The 18,493-nt window shown below is 62.7% G+C and carries 19 protein-coding genes; 9 read left to right on the top strand and 10 right to left on the bottom strand.

All coding sequences use genetic code 11. The features are described from left to right. Positions 1-364 precede the first annotated feature (364 nt). The gene (locus SO180_RS36755; protein WP_449383687.1) at positions 365-784 is read left to right on the top strand and encodes a hypothetical protein; all 420 of its coding nucleotides are present in this window, start codon (positions 365-367) and stop codon (positions 782-784) included. A 156-nt stretch (positions 785-940) separates the two neighbouring features. Here the strand turns inward: SO180_RS36755 and SO180_RS36760 are convergent, their stop codons facing one another. After that, positions 941-1,741: a BA14K family protein gene (locus SO180_RS36760; RefSeq protein WP_449383688.1), complete on the bottom strand. Its 801-nt coding sequence runs from the start codon at positions 1,739-1,741 to the stop codon at positions 941-943. Between the two features lie 272 nt (positions 1,742-2,013). Between SO180_RS36760 and SO180_RS36765 the strand changes: the two genes are divergently transcribed. From SO180_RS36765 to SO180_RS36775, 3 genes are all read left to right on the top strand, one after another. Beyond that, positions 2,014-2,136 carry a hypothetical protein gene (locus SO180_RS36765; protein WP_449383689.1) on the top strand — a complete coding sequence of 41 codons (123 nt, stop codon included), beginning with the start codon at positions 2,014-2,016 and terminating at the stop codon, positions 2,134-2,136. Between the two features lie 588 nt (positions 2,137-2,724). Continuing rightward, positions 2,725-3,225, top strand: a complete 501-nt coding sequence (locus SO180_RS36770; RefSeq protein ID WP_449383690.1) for a DUF1269 domain-containing protein — start codon at positions 2,725-2,727, stop codon at positions 3,223-3,225. A gap of 674 nt (positions 3,226-3,899) precedes the next feature. Next, positions 3,900-4,310 (top strand): RidA family protein, encoded by a 411-nt coding sequence (locus tag SO180_RS36775; protein WP_449383691.1) that lies wholly within the window; start codon positions 3,900-3,902, stop codon positions 4,308-4,310. Positions 4,311-4,433: 123 nt separating this feature from the next. Here the strand turns inward: SO180_RS36775 and SO180_RS36780 are convergent, their stop codons facing one another. Continuing rightward, positions 4,434-5,315: an HpcH/HpaI aldolase/citrate lyase family protein gene (locus tag SO180_RS36780; protein WP_449383692.1), complete on the bottom strand. Its 882-nt coding sequence runs from the start codon at positions 5,313-5,315 to the stop codon at positions 4,434-4,436. Positions 5,316-5,421: 106 nt separating this feature from the next. On the opposite strand from SO180_RS36780, the gene SO180_RS36785 reads away from it, so the two are divergent. Continuing rightward, positions 5,422-6,066 carry a carbonic anhydrase gene (locus SO180_RS36785; protein WP_449383693.1) on the top strand — a complete coding sequence of 215 codons (645 nt, stop codon included), beginning with the start codon at positions 5,422-5,424 and terminating at the stop codon, positions 6,064-6,066. 122 nt (positions 6,067-6,188) lie between these two features. Here the strand turns inward: SO180_RS36785 and SO180_RS36790 are convergent, their stop codons facing one another. After that, positions 6,189-7,223, bottom strand: a complete 1,035-nt coding sequence (locus SO180_RS36790; RefSeq protein ID WP_449383694.1) for an aspartate-semialdehyde dehydrogenase — start codon at positions 7,221-7,223, stop codon at positions 6,189-6,191. Positions 7,224-7,339: 116 nt separating this feature from the next. Here SO180_RS36790 and SO180_RS36795 point away from each other — a divergent pair, with 116 nt between their 5' ends. Both SO180_RS36795 and SO180_RS36800 read left to right on the top strand, forming a co-directional pair. Next, on the top strand, positions 7,340-8,122 hold the full coding sequence (locus SO180_RS36795; protein WP_449383695.1) for a hypothetical protein: 783 nt from the start codon (positions 7,340-7,342) through the stop codon (positions 8,120-8,122). 156 nt (positions 8,123-8,278) lie between these two features. Next, a complete protein-coding gene (locus SO180_RS36800) occupies positions 8,279-8,665 on the top strand; it encodes a hypothetical protein (protein ID WP_449383696.1) in 387 nt (128 codons plus the stop codon). 131 nt (positions 8,666-8,796) lie between these two features. Here the strand turns inward: SO180_RS36800 and SO180_RS36805 are convergent, their stop codons facing one another. After that, positions 8,797-9,441: a DapH/DapD/GlmU-related protein gene (locus SO180_RS36805; protein WP_449383697.1), complete on the bottom strand. Its 645-nt coding sequence runs from the start codon at positions 9,439-9,441 to the stop codon at positions 8,797-8,799. A gap of 183 nt (positions 9,442-9,624) precedes the next feature. Next, positions 9,625-10,737 (bottom strand): 3-isopropylmalate dehydrogenase, encoded by a 1,113-nt coding sequence (gene leuB / locus SO180_RS36810; RefSeq protein WP_449383698.1) that lies wholly within the window; start codon positions 10,735-10,737, stop codon positions 9,625-9,627. Between the two features lie 227 nt (positions 10,738-10,964). Between leuB and SO180_RS36815 the strand changes: the two genes are divergently transcribed. Next, positions 10,965-12,182, top strand: coding sequence for a YbfB/YjiJ family MFS transporter (locus SO180_RS36815; RefSeq protein ID WP_449383699.1), 1,218 nt, complete (start codon positions 10,965-10,967; stop codon positions 12,180-12,182). Positions 12,183-12,312: 130 nt separating this feature from the next. On the opposite strand, the gene SO180_RS36820 is transcribed toward SO180_RS36815, so the two are convergent. The 4 genes from SO180_RS36820 to SO180_RS36835 form a co-directional block, all read right to left on the bottom strand. Then, entirely contained in the window at positions 12,313-13,095 is a 783-nt protein-coding gene (locus SO180_RS36820) for a molybdopterin-binding protein (RefSeq protein WP_449383700.1), read from the bottom strand. A 77-nt stretch (positions 13,096-13,172) separates the two neighbouring features. Beyond that, the gene (locus SO180_RS36825) at positions 13,173-13,802 is read right to left on the bottom strand and encodes a cytochrome b/b6 domain-containing protein (RefSeq protein WP_449383701.1); all 630 of its coding nucleotides are present in this window, start codon (positions 13,800-13,802) and stop codon (positions 13,173-13,175) included. 198 nt (positions 13,803-14,000) lie between these two features. Further along, complete coding sequence (locus SO180_RS36830; protein WP_449383702.1) at positions 14,001-14,555, bottom strand: fasciclin domain-containing protein; 555 nt, start codon at positions 14,553-14,555, stop codon at positions 14,001-14,003. Between the two features lie 319 nt (positions 14,556-14,874). Further along, positions 14,875-15,636 (bottom strand): SDR family oxidoreductase, encoded by a 762-nt coding sequence (locus SO180_RS36835; RefSeq protein ID WP_449383703.1) that lies wholly within the window; start codon positions 15,634-15,636, stop codon positions 14,875-14,877. An 86-nt stretch (positions 15,637-15,722) separates the two neighbouring features. Between SO180_RS36835 and SO180_RS36840 the strand changes: the two genes are divergently transcribed. Then, positions 15,723-17,252 (top strand): malonate--CoA ligase, encoded by a 1,530-nt coding sequence (locus SO180_RS36840; RefSeq protein WP_449383704.1) that lies wholly within the window; start codon positions 15,723-15,725, stop codon positions 17,250-17,252. Positions 17,253-17,417: 165 nt separating this feature from the next. On the opposite strand, the gene SO180_RS36845 is transcribed toward SO180_RS36840, so the two are convergent. Next, on the bottom strand, positions 17,418-18,278 hold the full coding sequence (locus tag SO180_RS36845) for a sulfite exporter TauE/SafE family protein (RefSeq protein WP_449383705.1): 861 nt from the start codon (positions 18,276-18,278) through the stop codon (positions 17,418-17,420). Between the last annotated feature and the right edge of the window lie 215 nt (positions 18,279-18,493).

Raw genomic sequence — 18,493 nt, forward strand, 5'->3', positions numbered from 1 at the left:
AGCCAGCATGGTGAATCAGAAACAAGCTGATTTGGGAATCCCAAATCGATTCAACCTAACCCCATCCCGCTTTAGCTTCCCTTCGTCGCGAACTCTCGTACCCCGGATGCAGCGCAGCGCTTCTTCAGCGGTGCGCTGCTGAGCCGGGGCCCAGCAATGCTGGCACGATGGGTCCCGGCTCTGCGGAGCGGCACCATAGCGCGTCGAAGACGCGCGTGAACGCGCTTACGGCGCCGCACCGCGTCCGGGACACGAGAATCGTAGGTGCGGGCTCGTTCCCTTCATCATTCCTGTTTGATCCAGCGCAACGCAATTTCCTGCAGGTTTGCTCTATTCCTCCAATACCGCCGAATGGAGCTTCGAGATGAGCACCCAGAGCAGACCCTATCCCGTGGTTCAGGATCTCATCGATTCCTTTGCCGGCTGGCTGAAGCATCGCCGCGAGCTGAACGAGATGCGGCAGCTCGATCGCTCCGATTTCAACCGGATCGCGAGCGATCTGCGCGTTTCGCCGGATGATCTCGAAGAGCTGGTCCGTCACGGCCGTCATGCCGCTGACGAGCTGCCGAAGATGCTGGCGCAGCTCGGCATCAGCGAAGAGCAGCTCGGCCGCGCTCAGCCGCTTCTGCTGCGCGACATGGAGCGCGTTTGCGCGCTATGCAACGAAAAGGCGCATTGCCACCGCGATCTCGCCGACGGCACCGCAGCCGAGAACTACGGGGGTTATTGCCCGAACGCCTCCACGCTGGAGACGCTCGATCGCACGGGCCACATACCGCACTGACGAGCGGCGGGAGCATTCGCCAGGGCGTGATCCTGGACCCGAAGGGCCACGTTAGCGCAAAGTGCGGAGCGATTTTCCCTCGCGACAAAGGCGGAACGTGTTTGCGCTGAGATCATGCACAAACAACAAACCTAGAGCGCGATTTGTCCCAGGCAGCTATGGGCAGGGATGGACCTGTCCGTCATAGCCCCTGTAATTTCCAGAGGAGGCATTATAGGTTCGATACTGCTGGCAGTTGGCGCCAGTGCTCTGGCTCACAGCCCGGCGCCGTCGGCCTGTTTCGGTAGCTCTGTTCTCTTGTTGACCTTGCTCTAGTGCAACGCCAGCAGACTGCTTGGTAGCCGGCGTATCGGCAATCGTTTTCTGCTCTTCCATGGCTTGGCGCACTTGTGCCAATTCAGCTGCCAGCGCCTCGGCCCGATCGTGCTCCTGCTGCAGAGACTGCCGCAACCCCGCTGTCACGCTCTCGATTGACTGCTTGGGCTGTTGCGCCATCTCGCTCGCCCCGCTGCGTGAACGTGCTAACCCGGTCGTCTCGGTTTTGCTTCGAGCCTTCGCGACGTCGCCATCAGGCGCAGTGGAGGCGGAGAGCTCCGTGGGATTCAGTATTGTCCGCTGCAAATAGACGCCACCAATGACCCCTGCGATGACCATTGCGGCAATCCACCAACGTGCAGATCCACGTCGCTCGTGCAGTGGCACAATCTGAACAGTCTCTGCAAGTGCAGAGACTGTCGCGGTGGCGGGTCGCTCGGGAGGCATATCCGACGGCTGAGACTTAAAAAAACTGTAACATGGGTACCAATGCGATGGCCTCATCTGGCTCACTTCGCCGTACTCGCCGATCCATCCATTGGTCTCAGTAGACCACCGAGCAACCTCAAAGCTTTCGCGCGCTTCATCCTCGAGCACGATTGTGTGCCCATTCTTCGGTGCGATCTCTATCGGATAGCGCATGCGAAGGACGCCTCTTCAACTTGACGCGTTGGTCAATGATGACCTGCGCTGGCCAGAAATTCAAGAAAGTCGCATCGCTTTCATTTTTTAAAGCACCCCACTCGCGACTGTGACTCTCACCCCGCTTAGAATGTACGGTGAGGCGACCATAATTGTGGCTGGAGCCATGCAGCAGACACTTGCTCGATGGTATTCCCGGGCGGTTCCCGCAGCCGCGTCGGCATCAGCGAAGAGCGGTTTGGCCGCACCGCAGTTGCCGCGTGACCTCGACCGTGTCTGACCGCAATGGGACGGACCTCGTCAGCGGCGTCGCCGCCGAGAACTACAGGCGCTGCCGCCCGAACGCCGCAACGCTGAAGACACTCGATCGCACCACGGGCGGCGTGCCGCTCTGACGAGCAGTCTAGTGGGTCAATTTATAGCAATGTCCACCGCCCCTGTGCTTTACACGCTCGCGACACGTATCCAGCGTCGAAAACGAGCAGTCAGGTTGTCCGGCAGCCTTCGCCCCTCTCAACTGCGCACAGAATGTGGCAGCATTGGCAGGGTCCTGAGGACTGAGAACGAAGCTCATCGAGAGAAGCATCATCGCGGAGATAAGCGCCAGCTTTGAACGCGACATACCAATTCCTCCTATGAGGTTTGCCCCATTCTTCTCCCTTGAAACTGCCAAAACGTGCTGCTCGTTCAGTGGTTGCTAGGCGCGCGAGCAAGTTTCAAAAATCGCCATCCGGCAAGCGGTTCATAGCGGCGGAACGTCCGCCCGCCGCCGGGGTTCCGTCGGTGTGAATTTACATGCGCCGCATCCGCATTTGACGAGACAATCCCGCTTACTCAAGTTGCATCGGGCCGCTTAAACCATCTCCGACTTGTGAACACCTGGAACCGATTAGCTGGCAGGAGACTTTTCGGTCTGTGTTAAACGTTGGCCGCGCGTATCAAGCGGATCAGGGGCAGCACTCAAGTCAGTACGGGAGTGTTCAATGTCAGACCTTGTTGCGATCGTGTACCCATCCGAAGCCAAAGCAGAGGAAGTTCGGCAAAAAATACTCAAGCTCCAGAAGGAGTATCTGATCGCGATCAATGATGCCGTGATCGCCGTCAAAACAGGGGATTCCGTCAAACTCAATCAGCTTGTGAACACGACGATGACTGGCGCCGCAAGCGGCAGCTTCTGGGGACTGTTGTTTGGATTGGTGTTCTTGAATCCCCTCATCGGCGTGGCTCTCGGTGCCGGCGCAGGCGCATTGGGCGGCGCGCTGACCGATTTCGGGATTAGAGATCAGTTCATGAAGGATCTCACAGCGAAGGTGAAATCGGGAGATGCCGTTCTATTCCTGCTGATCCAGAGCATGACCTCGGACAAGGTTCTCAATGAGATCAAGGATGCGGGAGGGACGGTTCTCAAGACCTCGCTGGACGAAAAGAAGGAACAGCACCTGCGCGATACCCTCGCAGCCGCAGCTCAATCCAAGGCTGCCTAGCTGCGTGAGGCAAAGCCTGGGAGAGCGGGAATCGCCGAGGGCGGCGAGGAGCAAGTCATGCAAAAATTGACCCTATGGGTGCTTGCGATTGCGGTTGCTTCGGCAGCGGTCATGACGACTGGCGGTCGTTCGCAGGCGAGCCTTATCGCACCACTGGGGTCGCATGAGATCGCCGATCAGCTTCGTCTTGCGGAAACAGTCCAGTTCACCTGGAGAGGCCGCCGCTACTGTTGGTACAATGGCGGATGGCGCGGCGGCGGCTGGTACTGGTGTGGCTACAATTGGCGGCGTGGCATGGGCTGGGGTGGCCCGGCCGGCTGGCATGGGTGGCGGCGGCCACATCAGCGCCCGGTGGCACGCCCACCGACGGTTCGCCCCCCGGCAGCGCGCCCACCGAGGCCAAATCGACCAGGGCAAAATCGACCGGGGCCAAGTCGGCCGGGAACGCAGCGGCCGCAAACACTCCCCGAGCGCATTCAGAACAGGTGATAATCGCTGCTTTGCGTCGGCCGCAGGCCTCGGAAGGACATCGCTTTTTCTGAGCACAGCCGCAACGCTTGCTCATCGGCCACAATCGCATCCGCGATCTCGATCGAGCGGCGCGCTGCTATGGCAGCCCCTCCGGGTTGGGCCCACTTTCAGACCTGCCGACGAGTTGGTATGTGAGATATGGAATGAGGCAGACGATGAAATCCCGCGTAGAGACGCTCACACCGCCGAATACGCCAAAACCGATCGGACCTTACAATCACATCGCCAAAGTCGGTGAACATATATGGATTGGGGGGACCGCTGGAGTCGATCCAGCGACAGGACATTTGGCAGGGGCAGACATAGGTGCCCAGACACGGCAAATCTTCAAATCATTCACAGTGATGCTTGATGCTGTTGGCTCCGACCTCAGCCACGTTACTCACATCAATGTCTTCTTGCAGCACATGTCTGACTTCGAGGCGATGAATGCTGCCTATGTCGAGATGATGGGCGACCACAGACCTGCGCGCACGGTTTTTTCTGTCCAGGAGCTCCCTAAGCCAGGCGTCTTGCTTACGATGAACCTTACGGCGGTGACGCGAGAGCGATGATCCGTTGCGCGCCGGAAGGCGCGGAGACCGCTTTCCGCAATGAATCACAAGCGGCAATGCCTTTCGCTAACAGAAGATTTGCGCCTGGCGTCGGAAAGACCGATGTCGCCTTTAAGCGTGGCCCTACCCCTTGCCCATTGCAGCGATCGCATCCGCGATCTCGATCGTGCGGCGTGCCATGTCCGCGTGCAGCCGTTCCACCATCTGCCCATCGAGCCGGATCGCGCCGCGCGAGACATTCTCCGGCAATTCGAACGCCGCGATGATCTTGCGGGCGCGCGCGACGTCCTCCTCGGGTGGCGTGAAGATGACGTTGCAGGCCTCGATCTGCGAGGGATGAATCAGCGTCTTGCCGTCGAAGCCGAGATCGCGCCCCTGCGCGCATTCCGTCGCAAAACCGCTCGAGTTGTTGATGTCGCTATAGGGCCCGTCGAGGATCTCGAGGCCATGCGCCCGCGTTGCCAGGATGCAATGGGTGATCATCGGGATCATTGCGGCGCGGCCCTCCAGCATCCTGATCCGCGTTTCCCGCGAGATGTCGTTCGGTCCGAACACGAAGCCGACGAGGCGCGTGTTGGGATCGCGCGCGGCGGCGGAGAGCTCTTCCGCATGCAGGACCGCGCGCGCGGTCTCGATCATGGCCCAGACCTTCACCGTCGGCGCGGCGCCGAGCTCAGCCAGCCGCCGGCCGATGGCGTCGAGGTCCTCGACACTGGAGACCTTTGGAACCAGGATGCCGTCGGGCGAGGATTTTGCCGCCATGGCAACGTCGTCGGCCCACCAGGGCGTATCGAGGCCGTTGGTCCGGATCAGGATCTCGCGCTTGCCAAAGCCTTTTGCAGCGATCGCAGCCGCGATCTGGTCCCGCGCCTCCGCCTTGGCGTCAGGGGCGACGGAATCCTCCAGGTCCAGGATCAGGCCGTCGGCCGGCAGGTTGCGGGCTTTTTCCAGCGCGCGGGGGTTGGAGCCGGGCATGAACAGATGGCTGCGGCGCGGACGGGTCATGCGAGCGTTCCCTTGAAGTTCAAGTGTTCCCTCCGGAGCCGATAGCACCTGGCCTGCCTATTCGAAAGGCTTGTTCGCCCCTGCGGTATATGATTAGGCATTGGTCATGATCACATTCCCAAGACATTTGCTGGACGGCTACAAGGCCTTCGCGACGCAGCGGCTGCCGACCGAGCAGACGCGCTATCGCGAATTATCGGTGAAGGGCCAGTCACCCGAAGTGATGGTGATCGGCTGCTGCGATTCCCGCGTCTCGCCCGAGGTGATCTTCGACGTCGGTCCGGGCGAGCTGTTCGTGATGCGCAACATCGCCAATCTGGTCCCGACGTATCAGCCCGACGAGAATGCGCACGGCGTCTCGGCGGCGCTGGAATATGCCGTGACGGTGCTGAAGGTGAAGCACATCGTGGTGCTCGGGCATGCGCAATGCGGCGGCATCCGCGCCTTCGTCGACAAGATCGAGCCGCTCACCCCCGGCGATTTCATCGGCAAATGGATGCAGATGTTCATCAAGCCCGGCGAGGTGGTCGAGCAGCGCGACCGCGAGACGATGGCACAATTCGTCGAGCGCATCGAGAAGGCCGCGGTGTTCCGCAGCCTCGAAAACCTCATGACATTCCCGTTCGTGCGCAAGGCGGTCGACGCCGGCCAGATGCAGACGCACGGCGCCTATTTCGGCGTCGCGGAGGGATCGCTGTTCGTGCTCGACAAGGCCGCGAAGGAATTTCGAAGCGTCAGGGACGCAGGGTAGTTCGGTAGGGTGGATTTGGTAGGGTGGGCAAAGCGAAGCGTGCCCACCACTTCTATCGCGATCGTGGAGAGGTGGTGGGCACGGCGCGCGAAGAGCGCGCCTTTGCCCACCCTACGCAGCCCTTAAGCCGCCTTCTTCTTCGCGGTGATCAGCTTGCGGTTGATCAGGACTTCGGCGATCTGGATCGCGTTGAGCGCGGCGCCCTTGCGAAGGTTGTCCGACACGCACCAGAACGCGAGACCGTTCTCGACCGTGGCGTCCTCGCGGATGCGGCTGATATAGGTCGCGTCCTCGCCGGCCGCCTCATAGGGCGTGGCATAGCCGCCGGGCTCCTGCTTGTCGATGACGAGACAGCCGGGCGCCTTGCGCAGGATCTCGCGCGCCTCGTCCGCCGCGAGCGGATTCTCGAACTCGACGTTGACGGCCTCCGAATGGCCGACGAACACCGGCACGCGCACGCAGGTCGCGGAGAGCTTGATCTTGGGATCAAGGATCTTCTTGGTCTCCGCCATCATCTTCCACTCTTCCTTGGTGTAGCCGTCTTCCATGAAGACGTCGATGTGGGGGATGACGTTGAAGGCGATGCGCTTGGGAAACTTCTTATTGATCAGCTCGTCATTGGTGTAGACGGCCTTGGTTTGCGAGAACAATTCGTCCATCGCATCCTTGCCGGCGCCCGAGACCGATTGATAGGTCGAGACCACGACGCGCTTGATGGTCGCCTTGTCGTGCAGCGGCTTCAGCGCGACGACGAGCTGCGCGGTCGAGCAGTTCGGGTTGGCGATGATGTTCTTCTTGGCAAAACCCTTGGTCGCATCGGCATTCACCTCGGGCACGATCAGCGGCACGTCCGGATCCATGCGCCAGGCCGAGGAATTGTCGATCACGACCGCACCGGCGGCGCCGATCTTCGGCGACCATTCCTTCGACACCGAGCCGCCCGCCGACATCAGGCAGATGTCGATGTCGGAGAAGTCGTAGTGCTCGAGCGCTTTGACCTTCAACGTCCGATCACCATAGGAGACCTCGACGCCGACGCTGCGGCGTGAGGCCAGCGCCACGACCTCGTCCGCGGGGAATTTGCGCTCATCGAGAATGTTGAGCATTTCCCGTCCGACATTGCCGGTCGCTCCGACGACTGCGACTTTGTAACCCATCGTTCACTCTCCGATGAAAAAGGCCTTCCCAAAGCTGCGCGCTTAACCAGGAAGAGCAGCGCTTCTATGCGAGAACCGCCCGCAAGACAACGTTTGACCGTGCCAGAAGGCATTGGATGCCGCCGTACCAGGCCACCCCGGCCGCATATCCCAGAACCAGGATCCATCTGGCACTCCTAGGCTTTGCCGACGAGGTCGTCGGCACGCTGGCGCGCCTGTTCGCCTATGTGGGGACGCTGGCGCTGCTTGCCATCCTGTTGCTTGCCGCACTCGGCCAATTGCCGAACCTGCATGACGACGGGCCGGCGACGAGGCCGGGCTGGTCCGTGGCCGACCGATCACATCCCGCCTTTGCCGTCAGCCGGCTCGATTCCAACGACAAAACAGACGCTTACGTCATCCTCCGGCATCCCGAGGGCGGCCGCAAGGACGTCATGCGCTGGGTCGGCGATACGCCGGTACCGGTCGCCGAGCTCGAAATCTACCGACCCGGCGGCGAGTTCGGTCCGGCGGCGCGCCTGCCTTCAGACATGGCTGCCCGGATGGGCCTTAGGCAGTCGACACCGCTCGAGGAAGCAGGCGTCATCGACAGCAAGTTCGGGCCAGTGGCCCTGTATCGCCCGAGCGGGCAGGCGTCCGGCTGTCTTGGCTATGTCAAGCGGATCGAGGAGCCCCCGCTTCAGATCTCCGGCTGGTCGTGCCAGGGCGACGCACTGCCGGCACGGCGCGCCGCGATCGCCTGCACGCTGAATCGGCTGACGCTGCTCACCTCCGGCAACGAGCCGAAGCTGGCCGAATTGTTCGCCCATGCCGAGTTGAAGCGCCGTCCGTGCGGCCCTCCCGCCTCCGTGGACTGGCTGATGAGCCCCGGAAATGCGCAGCTGCGCGGCGCGCTTTGACGCGCATCAAGCTCAAGTGGCTGGTTTTCATGCAACTTTTGGCCGCAGGCGCGATTATTCCGGCGCGGTGTGACCCAATTGACCTAGTTGCGGTCACCCCTGGCGCGCTAGTATGAGGTGAAATCGATTGGTGGCCTGCCGCCTGAAGGGGACGTGATGAGCTCGAAATTTTCCGCCGCGAACAAATTGGCGATCTGGCTTGCGGCGGGTGCGGTCGCCGCGATGGGTGTTGCGACGTCGGCATCGGCCGACACCAAGAAGCAGCGCTATGACGATCGCGGCCGCGTCTATTATGGTCCGAGCGGCCCCAACGTCGTCTATCAGCAGGGCCCGCGTACCCGCATCTATGTCAGCAAGCGCTCCTGGCTCGATGGTGGCACCGAGGTCAATCCGGGCGATCGCAAGTTCTCCGACTACGCCTTCCCGCCGGATGTCGGCTATCCCACCTTCGCGCGCGAGAACCTCAACCGTCCGATCGATCGCCAGCCGCTCAGCACGCCGGCTGATGTCGGCGGCTATCCGAGGACGTTCCCGCTTTACTGAAGCGGACACGACTGACGAATTCGAAATGGCCGGGCTCGCGTTCGGCCATTTTTTAATTTTGTGATGGCTTCAGACTCACATCTTGACGCGTTTCTTTCCGCGAACCGGTATCCACTTCGCTCGAACACGCTCTACCGGCCGGGCGCAAAAGCCGGGTCGTAGCGCTTGCAAAATTGTTCGATCGCCTCGGAGCGGAAATCGCTCAAGCGTTCGAAGATGACCTCATCGGGCCAATCCCACCAGGCGATACGGCGCAGGCTTTCCGTGACAGATTCGGTAAAGCGCTCGCGGATGGGGCGCGCGGGAACGCCGCCGACGATCGTGTAGGGCGGTACGCTGCGGCTGACGACCGCACCTGCGGCGATCACCGCGCCGTCGCCGACCGTCACGCCCGGCAGCAGGATGGCGGCGTGCCCGATCCAGCAATCATTGCCAACGATCACCCGGTCGCTGTGGCGCTCCGCAAAGAAGTCGCGGTCACGGGTCGCTGTCGCCTCGTAATATTCCGGGCAATAGGTGAAGCGATGCTGGGACGGCCGGCCCATCGGATGGTTCGGCGCGCCGATCCGCACCGAGTTGGCGATTGCCGTGAACTTCCCGATCACCGCGTCGGCGACCTCGCAGTTCTCCCCGAGATAGGAGTAGTCGCCGAGCGAGGAAAACTCGATGCGCGTGTTGCAGAGGACTTCGCAGCGGCGCCCGATCTGCACTTCGCGCAGGCGCACCGTTTCATGGATGACGGTTTCCGCGATCTTGGGGCGATGCGACGCGTCCATCAAACGGCTCCTGAGGTTTTACGGGCGGCGCATCCCGGTCACGTCTACGCGGACTGCGTAGGGCGGACAAAGGCGCGAAAGCGCCGTGCCCACCGTCATTCCGGGGCACGCGAAGCGTGAACCCGGAATCCCGAGATTCCGGGTTCGATGCTGCGCATCGCCCCGGAATGACAGTGCAAGTGACTACGCGTGCAGCTTCTGCAGTTCCTTCAGGATCGCTTCGCCCATCTGCGTGGTCGAGGCGGCGGTGGTGCCTTCCGACTTGATGTCGGCAGTGCGCAGGCCGCTCGCCAGCACCGCAGCGATCGCGGCGTCGAGCTTGTCGGCGAGCGCGCCCATGTCGAAGGAGTAGCGCAGCGCCATGCCGAAGGACGAGATCATCGCGATCGGATTGGCGAGGCCCTTGCCGGCGATATCGGGCGCCGAGCCGTGTACGGGCTCATACAGCGCCTTGCGCTTCTTGCTCTTCACGTCGACCTCGCCGAGCGAGGCCGAGGGCAGCATGCCGAGCGAGCCGGTCAGCATCGCCGCGATGTCGGAGAGCATGTCGCCGAACAGGTTGTCGGTGACGATGACGTCGAACTGCTTGGGCCATTTCACCAGCATCATGCCGCCGGAGTCGGCGAGCTGATGCTCGAGCGTCACATCGGGATATTCGCGCTTGTGGACCTGTGTGACCACCTCGTTCCAGAGCACACCGGACTTCATGACGTTGCGCTTTTCCATCGACGTCACCTTGTTGCGACGCTTCTTGGCGAGGTCAAAGGCGACGCGGGCGATGCGCTCGATCTCGTAGGTGTCGTAGACCTGGGTGTCGATGGCACGCTTCTGGCCGTTGCCGAGATCGGTGATGGTCTTGGGCTCGCCGAAATAGACGCCGCCGGTGAGCTCGCGCACGATCACGATGTCGAGGCCCTCGACCGCCTCGCGCTTCAGGCTGGAGGCATCCGCCAGCGCCGGATAGCACACGGCCGGACGCAGATTGGCGAACAAAGCGAGATCCTTGCGCAGCCGGAGCAGGCCGGCCTCGGGGCGCACGTCGTAGGGCACCGCATCCCATTTCGGGCCGCCGACCGCACCGAAGATGACGGCGTCGGCGTCCTTCGCCTTGGCCATGTCGCCTTCGGAAATCGATACCTTGTGCGCGTCATAGGCGGCGCCGCCGACGAGGCCGGTGTCGGTCTCGAACTTGGCGATCCCGGCCGAGTCGAGCCAGTCGATCAGCCGCTTCACCTCGCCCATCACCTCGGGGCCGATACCGTCGCCGGGGAGCAGCAGCAATTTGTGGGTCGCCATGGTCGTTCTTCCTCCGTTTCGTCATGGCCCGGCTTGACCCGGCCATCCACGTCTTGCCTCGGGTGCAGAAGAACGTGGATGCCCGGCACAAGGCCGGGCATGACGGCGCTCATGAATTTCGGCCGGAGTGCTAGAGCGGCGTTGCGCGCTTGGCAAGACACCATTGCCGCCTCGCGGCTGTGCAAGCCGGGCGGGGCCTGCCACAATCGGGCTTGCCGGAGTACCCCTTGCACGCCCAAGACTACCTCACTCAAGATCGCCGCCTCCCGCACGACGCGCGCCCTGCGCGGCTGATTCTGACGCTGTCGCTGGCGGCGACGGTCGGGCTCGGCATCGGCCGCTTTGCCTATGCGCTGGTGCTGCCGGACATGCGCGACAGCCTGAACTGGTCCTACTCCGCCGCCGGCTTCATGAACACCATCAACGCCGTCGGCTACCTCGCGGGCGCCCTGATGGCCTCGCGACTGATCAAGCGGGTCGGCTGGTCGGCCGCGATCCGCGGCGGAACGCTGGCCTGCCTCGCGGCCCTGGCGATCTGCGCGCTCACCGGGAACTTCATCGCGCTCAGCCTGGCGCGGCTGGTGCTGGGCCTGGGCGCGGCGGCGGGTTTCGTCGCCGGCGGCGCGCTGGCCGCAACCATCGCGCAGTCGCATCCCGAAAGGGCCAATTTCCTGCTCAGCCTGTTCTATGCCGGCCCCGGTATCGGCATCCTCGCTTCGGGGCTGATCGCGCCGTTCACGCTGCAATATTTCGGGCCGGGCTCGTGGTGGATCGTGTGGTGGGCACTGACGCTGCTCTCAGCCGCCATGACCATCCCGCTGTTCCTGATGCGCATCGAGAGCAAGGCGCGCTTCAGCGAGGCGGGGCACGGCTCGTTCGCGATCCTCCCCATCCTGATCTATCTCGCCGGCTACTTCCTGTTCGGCGCGGGCTACATCGCCTACATGACCTTCATGATCGCCTATGTGCGCGATGCCGGCGGCGGCGCGGCGGCACAAGCCGCGTACTGGAGCCTGATCGGGGTGAGCGCCTTTGCGACGCCCTGGGTCTGGCGCGGCGTGCTCGCGCTCGACCGCGGCGGGCTCGCAACCGCGATCATCCTCGGCACCAATGCGCTGGGCGCCAGCTTGCCGATGCTGGGGCATTCGACGGCATGGCTTGCGACCTCGGCCGTCGTGTTTGGTGTCGCCTTCTTTGCCGTGGTGGGTTCGACGACGGCGTTTGTCCGTTTCAACTACCCGCCCCCAGTATGGCCAACGGCGATCGCGGCGATGACGATCTCGTTCGGCATCGGCCAGACTCTCGGGCCGATCGTGGTCGGCGCGATCACGGATGCGCTGGGGAGCCTTTCGTATGCGCTGAACGTGTCCGCCGCGTTGTTAGCGCTCGGTGCGGTCGCGGCACTGTGCCAGTGGAAGGTGGGACCGAAGAGCTCGGTGTCGTAGGGTGGGCAAAGGCGCGTAGCGCCGTGCCCACCATCAATCGTCAACGCGGATACACAAGTGGCGGGCACGCTTCCGCCTTCGCTCTTCGAGCTACGGCGGACAAGTCGCTTTGCCGACCCTACAAATCGCGTCAGCTCCCGCTGAACGAATTGTAGCCCTGGTCTTCCCAGTAGCCGCCCTTGTACTCGTTGGTGACTTCCATCGAGACGACATATTTCGGGTTCTTGAAGCCGAGTTTTGTCGGCACGCGGATCTTCATCGGGTAGCCATAGGCGCGCGGCAGGATTTCATTCGCATATTTGAACGTCATCTGGGTCTGCGGATGCAGCGCGCTGCGCATGTCCAGCGGGGAATTGTAGCCGTCCTTGTCGGCGCACTGGAACCACACATATTTCGCACGCGTGTCGGCGCCGATCAGCTTCAGGAAATCGCGGAGCGGCGTGCCAGTCCAGCTTCCGATCGCGCTCCAGCCCTCGACGCAGATGTGGCGGGTGATTTGCGTGACCTGTGGCAGCTGGTGGAGCTCGTCCAGCGTCCAGGATTTCTTGTTGTCGACGAGGCCACGCACCTCGAGCTTCCAGTCCTTCCCATCGACTTCCGGCGCTTCGTCGAGATCGTAATAGGCATTGAATGGGAACGGCTTCGTGATCGCGCTTTCCGGGAAGGTCGGTGCCAGCGCGTCCGGATTGAAGATGAAGGCCTGCACCGCGTCGTTGAACTTTGACGCTTTCTTCAGCAACTCCTCGGCGGAGGAACTATCAACGACGTCGCAGCCGGTGAGCAGTGTCAGCGCGCCGAGGCTCGCACCGCCTGTGATGAAACGGCGGCGGGTCAGGTCCGGCATTACCTTGAGCGAGTCCTTGATGAGCAGACGCTTGTCGACGCCGGGGATCAGGAATGAACGCTTGGCCATGAAAGTTCTCCAGCATCTCTTGTTCTGAGCATGATCTTATCGGAAAACCGGTTCCCACTTTTCCGGATCATGCTTGCTCAGCGGCCGATGATCATGGCGCGCAGGCTCTTCGGCACCAGCAGCGCCAGCGCGACGTGAACCACCAGGAAGGCGCAGATCGCGGCCATGCAAAAGAAGTGGACGTAACGCGCCGTCGGATAGTCACCGAACAGCATCACCAGGTAATAGAGCTGCACGGGTTTCCAGATCGACAGGCCCGACAGCACGATGAGCACGCCGACCACGATGATGCCGGCGTAGAGCAGGCGCTGCACGTAGTTGTAGACGGTGAGATCGTCATGGCCGAGCTTGAAGGTCAGCGCGGCCTTGACGTCGTGCAGCACGCCGGACGGCGTGATCGGCAGCAGTTTCTTGGCGAAGCGGCCGGTGGCAAAGCCCGTGATGAGATAGGCGAGCCCGTTGATCATGAGGATCCACATCGCCGCAAAATGCCAGAGCAGCGCGCCGCCGAGCCAGCCGCCGAGCGTGATGTCGCGGGAGAAGCTGAAGTTGAACAGCGGCGAGGCGTTGTAGATCTGCCAGCCCGACATGATCATCAGGATCACGGCGAACGCATTGATCCAGTGCATCAGCCTCACCCAGGCCGGCTGGATGGTTTTGGCCTTGGTGGCGCTGATCGGAGCGTCGGCTGCGGCTAGGCTCGACATGGTGGTTCCGTCCTCAAGTGTCGCGTGACGATAAATATACGCCAGCGGCTTCGGTTTCGTTACGTCCTGCCGGCTACCGATTTGATATCCGAAAGGTATCGTGGTCACAAAAAAGCGAGCCGGGATCCCCGACTCGCCGTTTCTCGCATCCTGTTCGGGGATGAAACAGGGAGGTGCGGTGTTACGTCGCCGGCGGTGTTACGTCGCCGGCATCAGCACGGTGTCGACCACATGGATGACGCCGTTCGACTGGTTGACGTTGGTGATCGTCACCATCGAGGTGCCGCCCTTGGCATCGACGATCCAGGTCTTGCCGTCCATCTTCTTGACTGTCAGCTCCTCGCCTTCAGCGGTCTTCAGCTTCTTGCCGTCGGTGAGGTCGGAGGCCTCGAGCTTGCCGGGCACGACATGGTAGGTGAGGATCTTGGTCAGGGTTGCCTTGTTCTCGGGCTTGACCAGGGTGTCGACGGTGCCGGCCGGCAGCTTGCCGAAGGCCGCGTTGGTCGGCGCGAACACCGTGAACGGCCCCTTGCCTTCCAGCGTCTGCACGAGGCCGGCGGCCTTCACCGCGGCCACCAGCGTGGTGTGGTCCTTGGAGTTGACGGCGTTCTGGATGATGTTCTTGGAGGGGAACATCGCAGCGCCGCCGACCATCACGGTCTTTTCCTCGGCCCTCACAGGTGCGACGACGGTCGCGGTGATGGCAAGGGCGCTGAAAGCGGCAGCAGCGAGATAGGCAATACGCTTCGACATGGAGAGTCTCCCGATATCTGGATGAAGTCCTGCAACAACGGCACCTAGCGACAGGTGTGAGGCAGGAGCGCCGTCGTTGGGCCGAACTACGGGAGGATTCGGCGAGCGGTTTCGGGGAATAATTTATTGTGATGCGTGAAACTTTGCGTGGGGGTTTCCGTGTGAGGGCGCGACGGGCGCCAAGCACGCCAGTGCCGTAGGCTGGGCAAAGGCGCGCAAGCGCCGTGCCCACCACTTAAGTCCAGATTCGCTGAAAAATGGTGGGCACGCTTCGCTTTGCCCACCCTACGACACTGAGAGTATTGCACGGTCGAGCATCTCAATCCCTGCTGAGCGGCGTCTGGATAAACCCGCGATTGTGGGTCGGGCTGATCAGCACCTCGTTGATGCAGACGCGCGGCGGCATGGAGGCGATGAAGGCGATGGTGCGGCCAAGATCTTCGGACTGAAGCATCCTCGCCTGCTCCTCCTCGCTGGGCACCACCGGGCGCTGTTTCAGAATGGGGGTGGCCACCTCGCCCGGCATCAGGCAGCAGGCGCGCAGGCCGTTGACGCACTCGTCCATGTTGAAGGAATGGGTCAGTGCCAGCACCGCATGTTTGGTCGTGGTGTAGGCCGGCCCCGGCATCTTCGAGACGTGGCGGCCCGCCCAGGACGAGACATTGATGATGCAGCCGTCCTGCTGCTTGCGCATCGGCGGCAGCACCGCGCGCATGCAATAGAGCACGCCGTTGAGGTTGATCTCGACGAGCTTGTCCCAACCCTCCAGTTCCAGGTCGTTCCAGCTTCGCTTGCGAACGTTGACGCCGGCGCTGTTGACCAGGAGGTCGATGCGGCCGTGCCTGGCCAGGATCTGATCGGCCGCCTTCTGGACATCGGCGGCAATGCTGACGTCGAGCGGGATCGCCTCCGCGGCGCCTCCGGCGTTGGTGATTTTGGCGACCACCGCATCCAGCGCGTCCTTGCGCCGCCCGGACACCACCACCGTCCAGCCGTCAGCGGCAAGCGCCTCCGCGCCGGCCTCCCCGATCCCGCTGCCACCGCCCGTGACCCAGGCCGCGCGTTTCCTTTCCTTTGTCATGCAAACTGTCTCCGTTGCTTCATCGGGGCGGTTTTTGCTAATCCAGCCCTCGGTTTTGACCGGCCTTCGCCTTTGAGGAATGTTGCATGAACCAAGCTGCCAACACCAATCTGTTTTCCCGCCTGTTCGATGGCCTGAAGGATCCGACGCGGCTTGCGATCGAGACCCATGACGGCGGCCGCATCACCTATGGCGAGCTGATCGCACGCGCGGGCCAGATGGCGAATGTGCTGGTCGAACGCGGCGTAAAGCCTGGCGACCGTGTCGCGGTGCAGGTGGAAAAATCCGTCGCCAATATCGTGCTGTATCTGGCAACCGTGCGGGCCGGCGCGGTCTATCTGCCGCTCAACACGGCCTATACGCTGAACGAGCTCGACTACTTCATCACCGATGCCGAACCGTCGCTGGTGGTGTGCGATCCCTCCAAGGCCGACGGCATCGCCGCGATCGCCGCTAAGGTGAAGGCCAAGGTCGAGACGCTCGATTCCAGCGGCAATGGCTCGCTGACGGACGCCGCCGCGAAGGCGAAGAGTGAGTTCGCCACCGTGCCGCGCGCGAACGATGACCTTGCGGCGATTCTCTACACGTCGGGCACCACCGGCCGTTCCAAGGGCGCGATGCTGTCCCACGACAATCTCGCCTCGAACTCGCAAACGCTGGTCGACTACTGGCGCTTCACCGACAAGGACGTGCTGATCCACGCGCTGCCGATCTACCACACCCACGGCCTGTTCGTGGCGATCAACGTCACGCTGTTCGCCCGGGCCTCGATGATCTTCCTGCCAAAGCTCGATCCGGACCTGATCATCAAGCTGATGGCGCGCGCCACCGTGCTGATGGGCGTGCCGACGTTCTATACGCGTCTTCTGCAAAACCCCGCGCTGTCGCGCGAGACGACGAAGCACATGCGCCTGTTCATCTCGGGCTCGGCGCCGCTGCTGGCCGACACCCATCGCGAATGGTCGGCGCGAACGGGCCATGCGGTGCTCGAGCGCTACGGCATGACCGAGACCAACATGAATACGTCGAACCCCTATGACGGCGAGCGCGTGCCCGGCGCGGTCGGCTTCCCGCTGCCCGGCGTCTCCGCCCGCGTCACCGATCCCGAGACCGGCAAGGAGCTGCCGCGTGACGAGATCGGCATGATCGAGGTGAAGGGACCGAACGTCTTCAAGGGCTATTGGCGCATGCCGGAGAAGACCAAGTCCGAATTCCGCCCGGACGGCTTCTTCATCACCGGCGATCTCGGCAAGATCGACGCGAAGGGCTACGTCCACATCCTCGGCCGTGGCAAGGATCTCGTGATCTCCGGCGGCTTCAACGTCTATCCGAAGGAAATCGAGAGCGAGATCGACGCCATGCCGGGCGTGATCGAATCCGCCGTGATCGGCGTGCCGCATGCCGATTTCGGCGAGGGCGTCACGGCGGTCCTTGTCTGCAACAAGGGCGCTGAGGTGAGCGAAGCCTCGGTGTTGAAGGCGCTCGACGGCCGGCTCGCAAAGTTCAAGATGCCCAAGCGGGTGTTCGTGGTCGACGAACTGCCGCGCAACACCATGGGCAAGGTGCAGAAGAACGTGCTGCGGGATACGTACAAGGATATTTACGCGAAGAAGTAGGTTGCGGTCTCTAGCCACCACAGACGCTGTCATGCCCCGGCTTGACCGGGGCACCCAGTACGCCTTGGCTTCTCGGTTCAATCACTACCGTCGCTGGAATACCGGATTGCCCGCCTTCGCGGGCAATGACCCTTGAGTGTGGGGCGTGCGCTTTGCCGCGAGCCGTCACTGTCCGCCCACCAAGCTCATCACGAACCGGCTGCCAACGATAAACAGATAACAGCCGAACGCGGCCTCCAGCGTGCGCTTCGACATCGCATGCGCGGCCTTAACGCCGAGCGGTGCGGTGACGAGGCTCATCGGCATCACCAGCACGGCTCCGATCAACGAGACAAAGCCGAGCGCGAACGGGAATTGCAGGGCTGCGACTGACGGAAAACGCGCGGCCGCCGGCCAGCCGGCATAGATGTAGCCGAGCGCGCCGGGGATCGAGATCAGCACCGCCAACGCCGACGACGTTGCGACCGCCTGATGGATCGGGCGGCCATAGAAGGTCATCAGCAGATTGGAGAACAGGCCGCCGCCAATGCCCATCAGGGTCGAGAGGATTCCGACCACGAAGCCGTAGATGCGCATCAGCGGGCCTGTCGGCAGGTCGTCACCGAACTTCCAGGTTTCGCGCGCGAAGATGAGGCGGGCCGCGGCGGAATAAGCGACGGCGACGAAGACGATCTTGAACAGCCGCTCCGGCGCGTAGCGCGCGACCACGCTGCCGGCGATGACGCCGATGACGATCGGCAGCCACCAGACGCGCAGAATCGTCATGTCGACCGCGCCGCGCTTGTAGTGCGCCTGGAACGAGCGGATCGAGGTTGGGATGATCACCGCGAGCGAGGTGCCGACACAGAGCGGCATCCGCACCTCCAGCGGCACGCCGGCAATGCGGAAGCATTCGTAGAACACGGGGACGAGGATCGCCCCGCCGCCGATTCCGAACACGCCAGCGAGAAAGCCCGAGAGCGCACCAACCGCGATGAGCAGCAGCGCCAGCTCGACGATGTCCTGGAGATTGAGACCTGCAATCACGCGAATCGTATCCCGGCACGCCGGCGACGCGCCTCCCGGCCGTGCGCAACTTGTAGGCTATCCTGCTCGCGTGGTCGTCAGCGGGAAGCGACAGGCGCGGAATGCGGGACACGCATATCGGACGCGCCCTGGCGAGGTGTTGGAGGGGAAAACGGGTCAAGCGACGTGCGCAGAGGGCTCTTTCGCGGTTCCCCCGAGGCTGTTTTGATCCCACT

Source organism: Bradyrhizobium sp. UFLA05-112 (assembly GCF_053572325.1).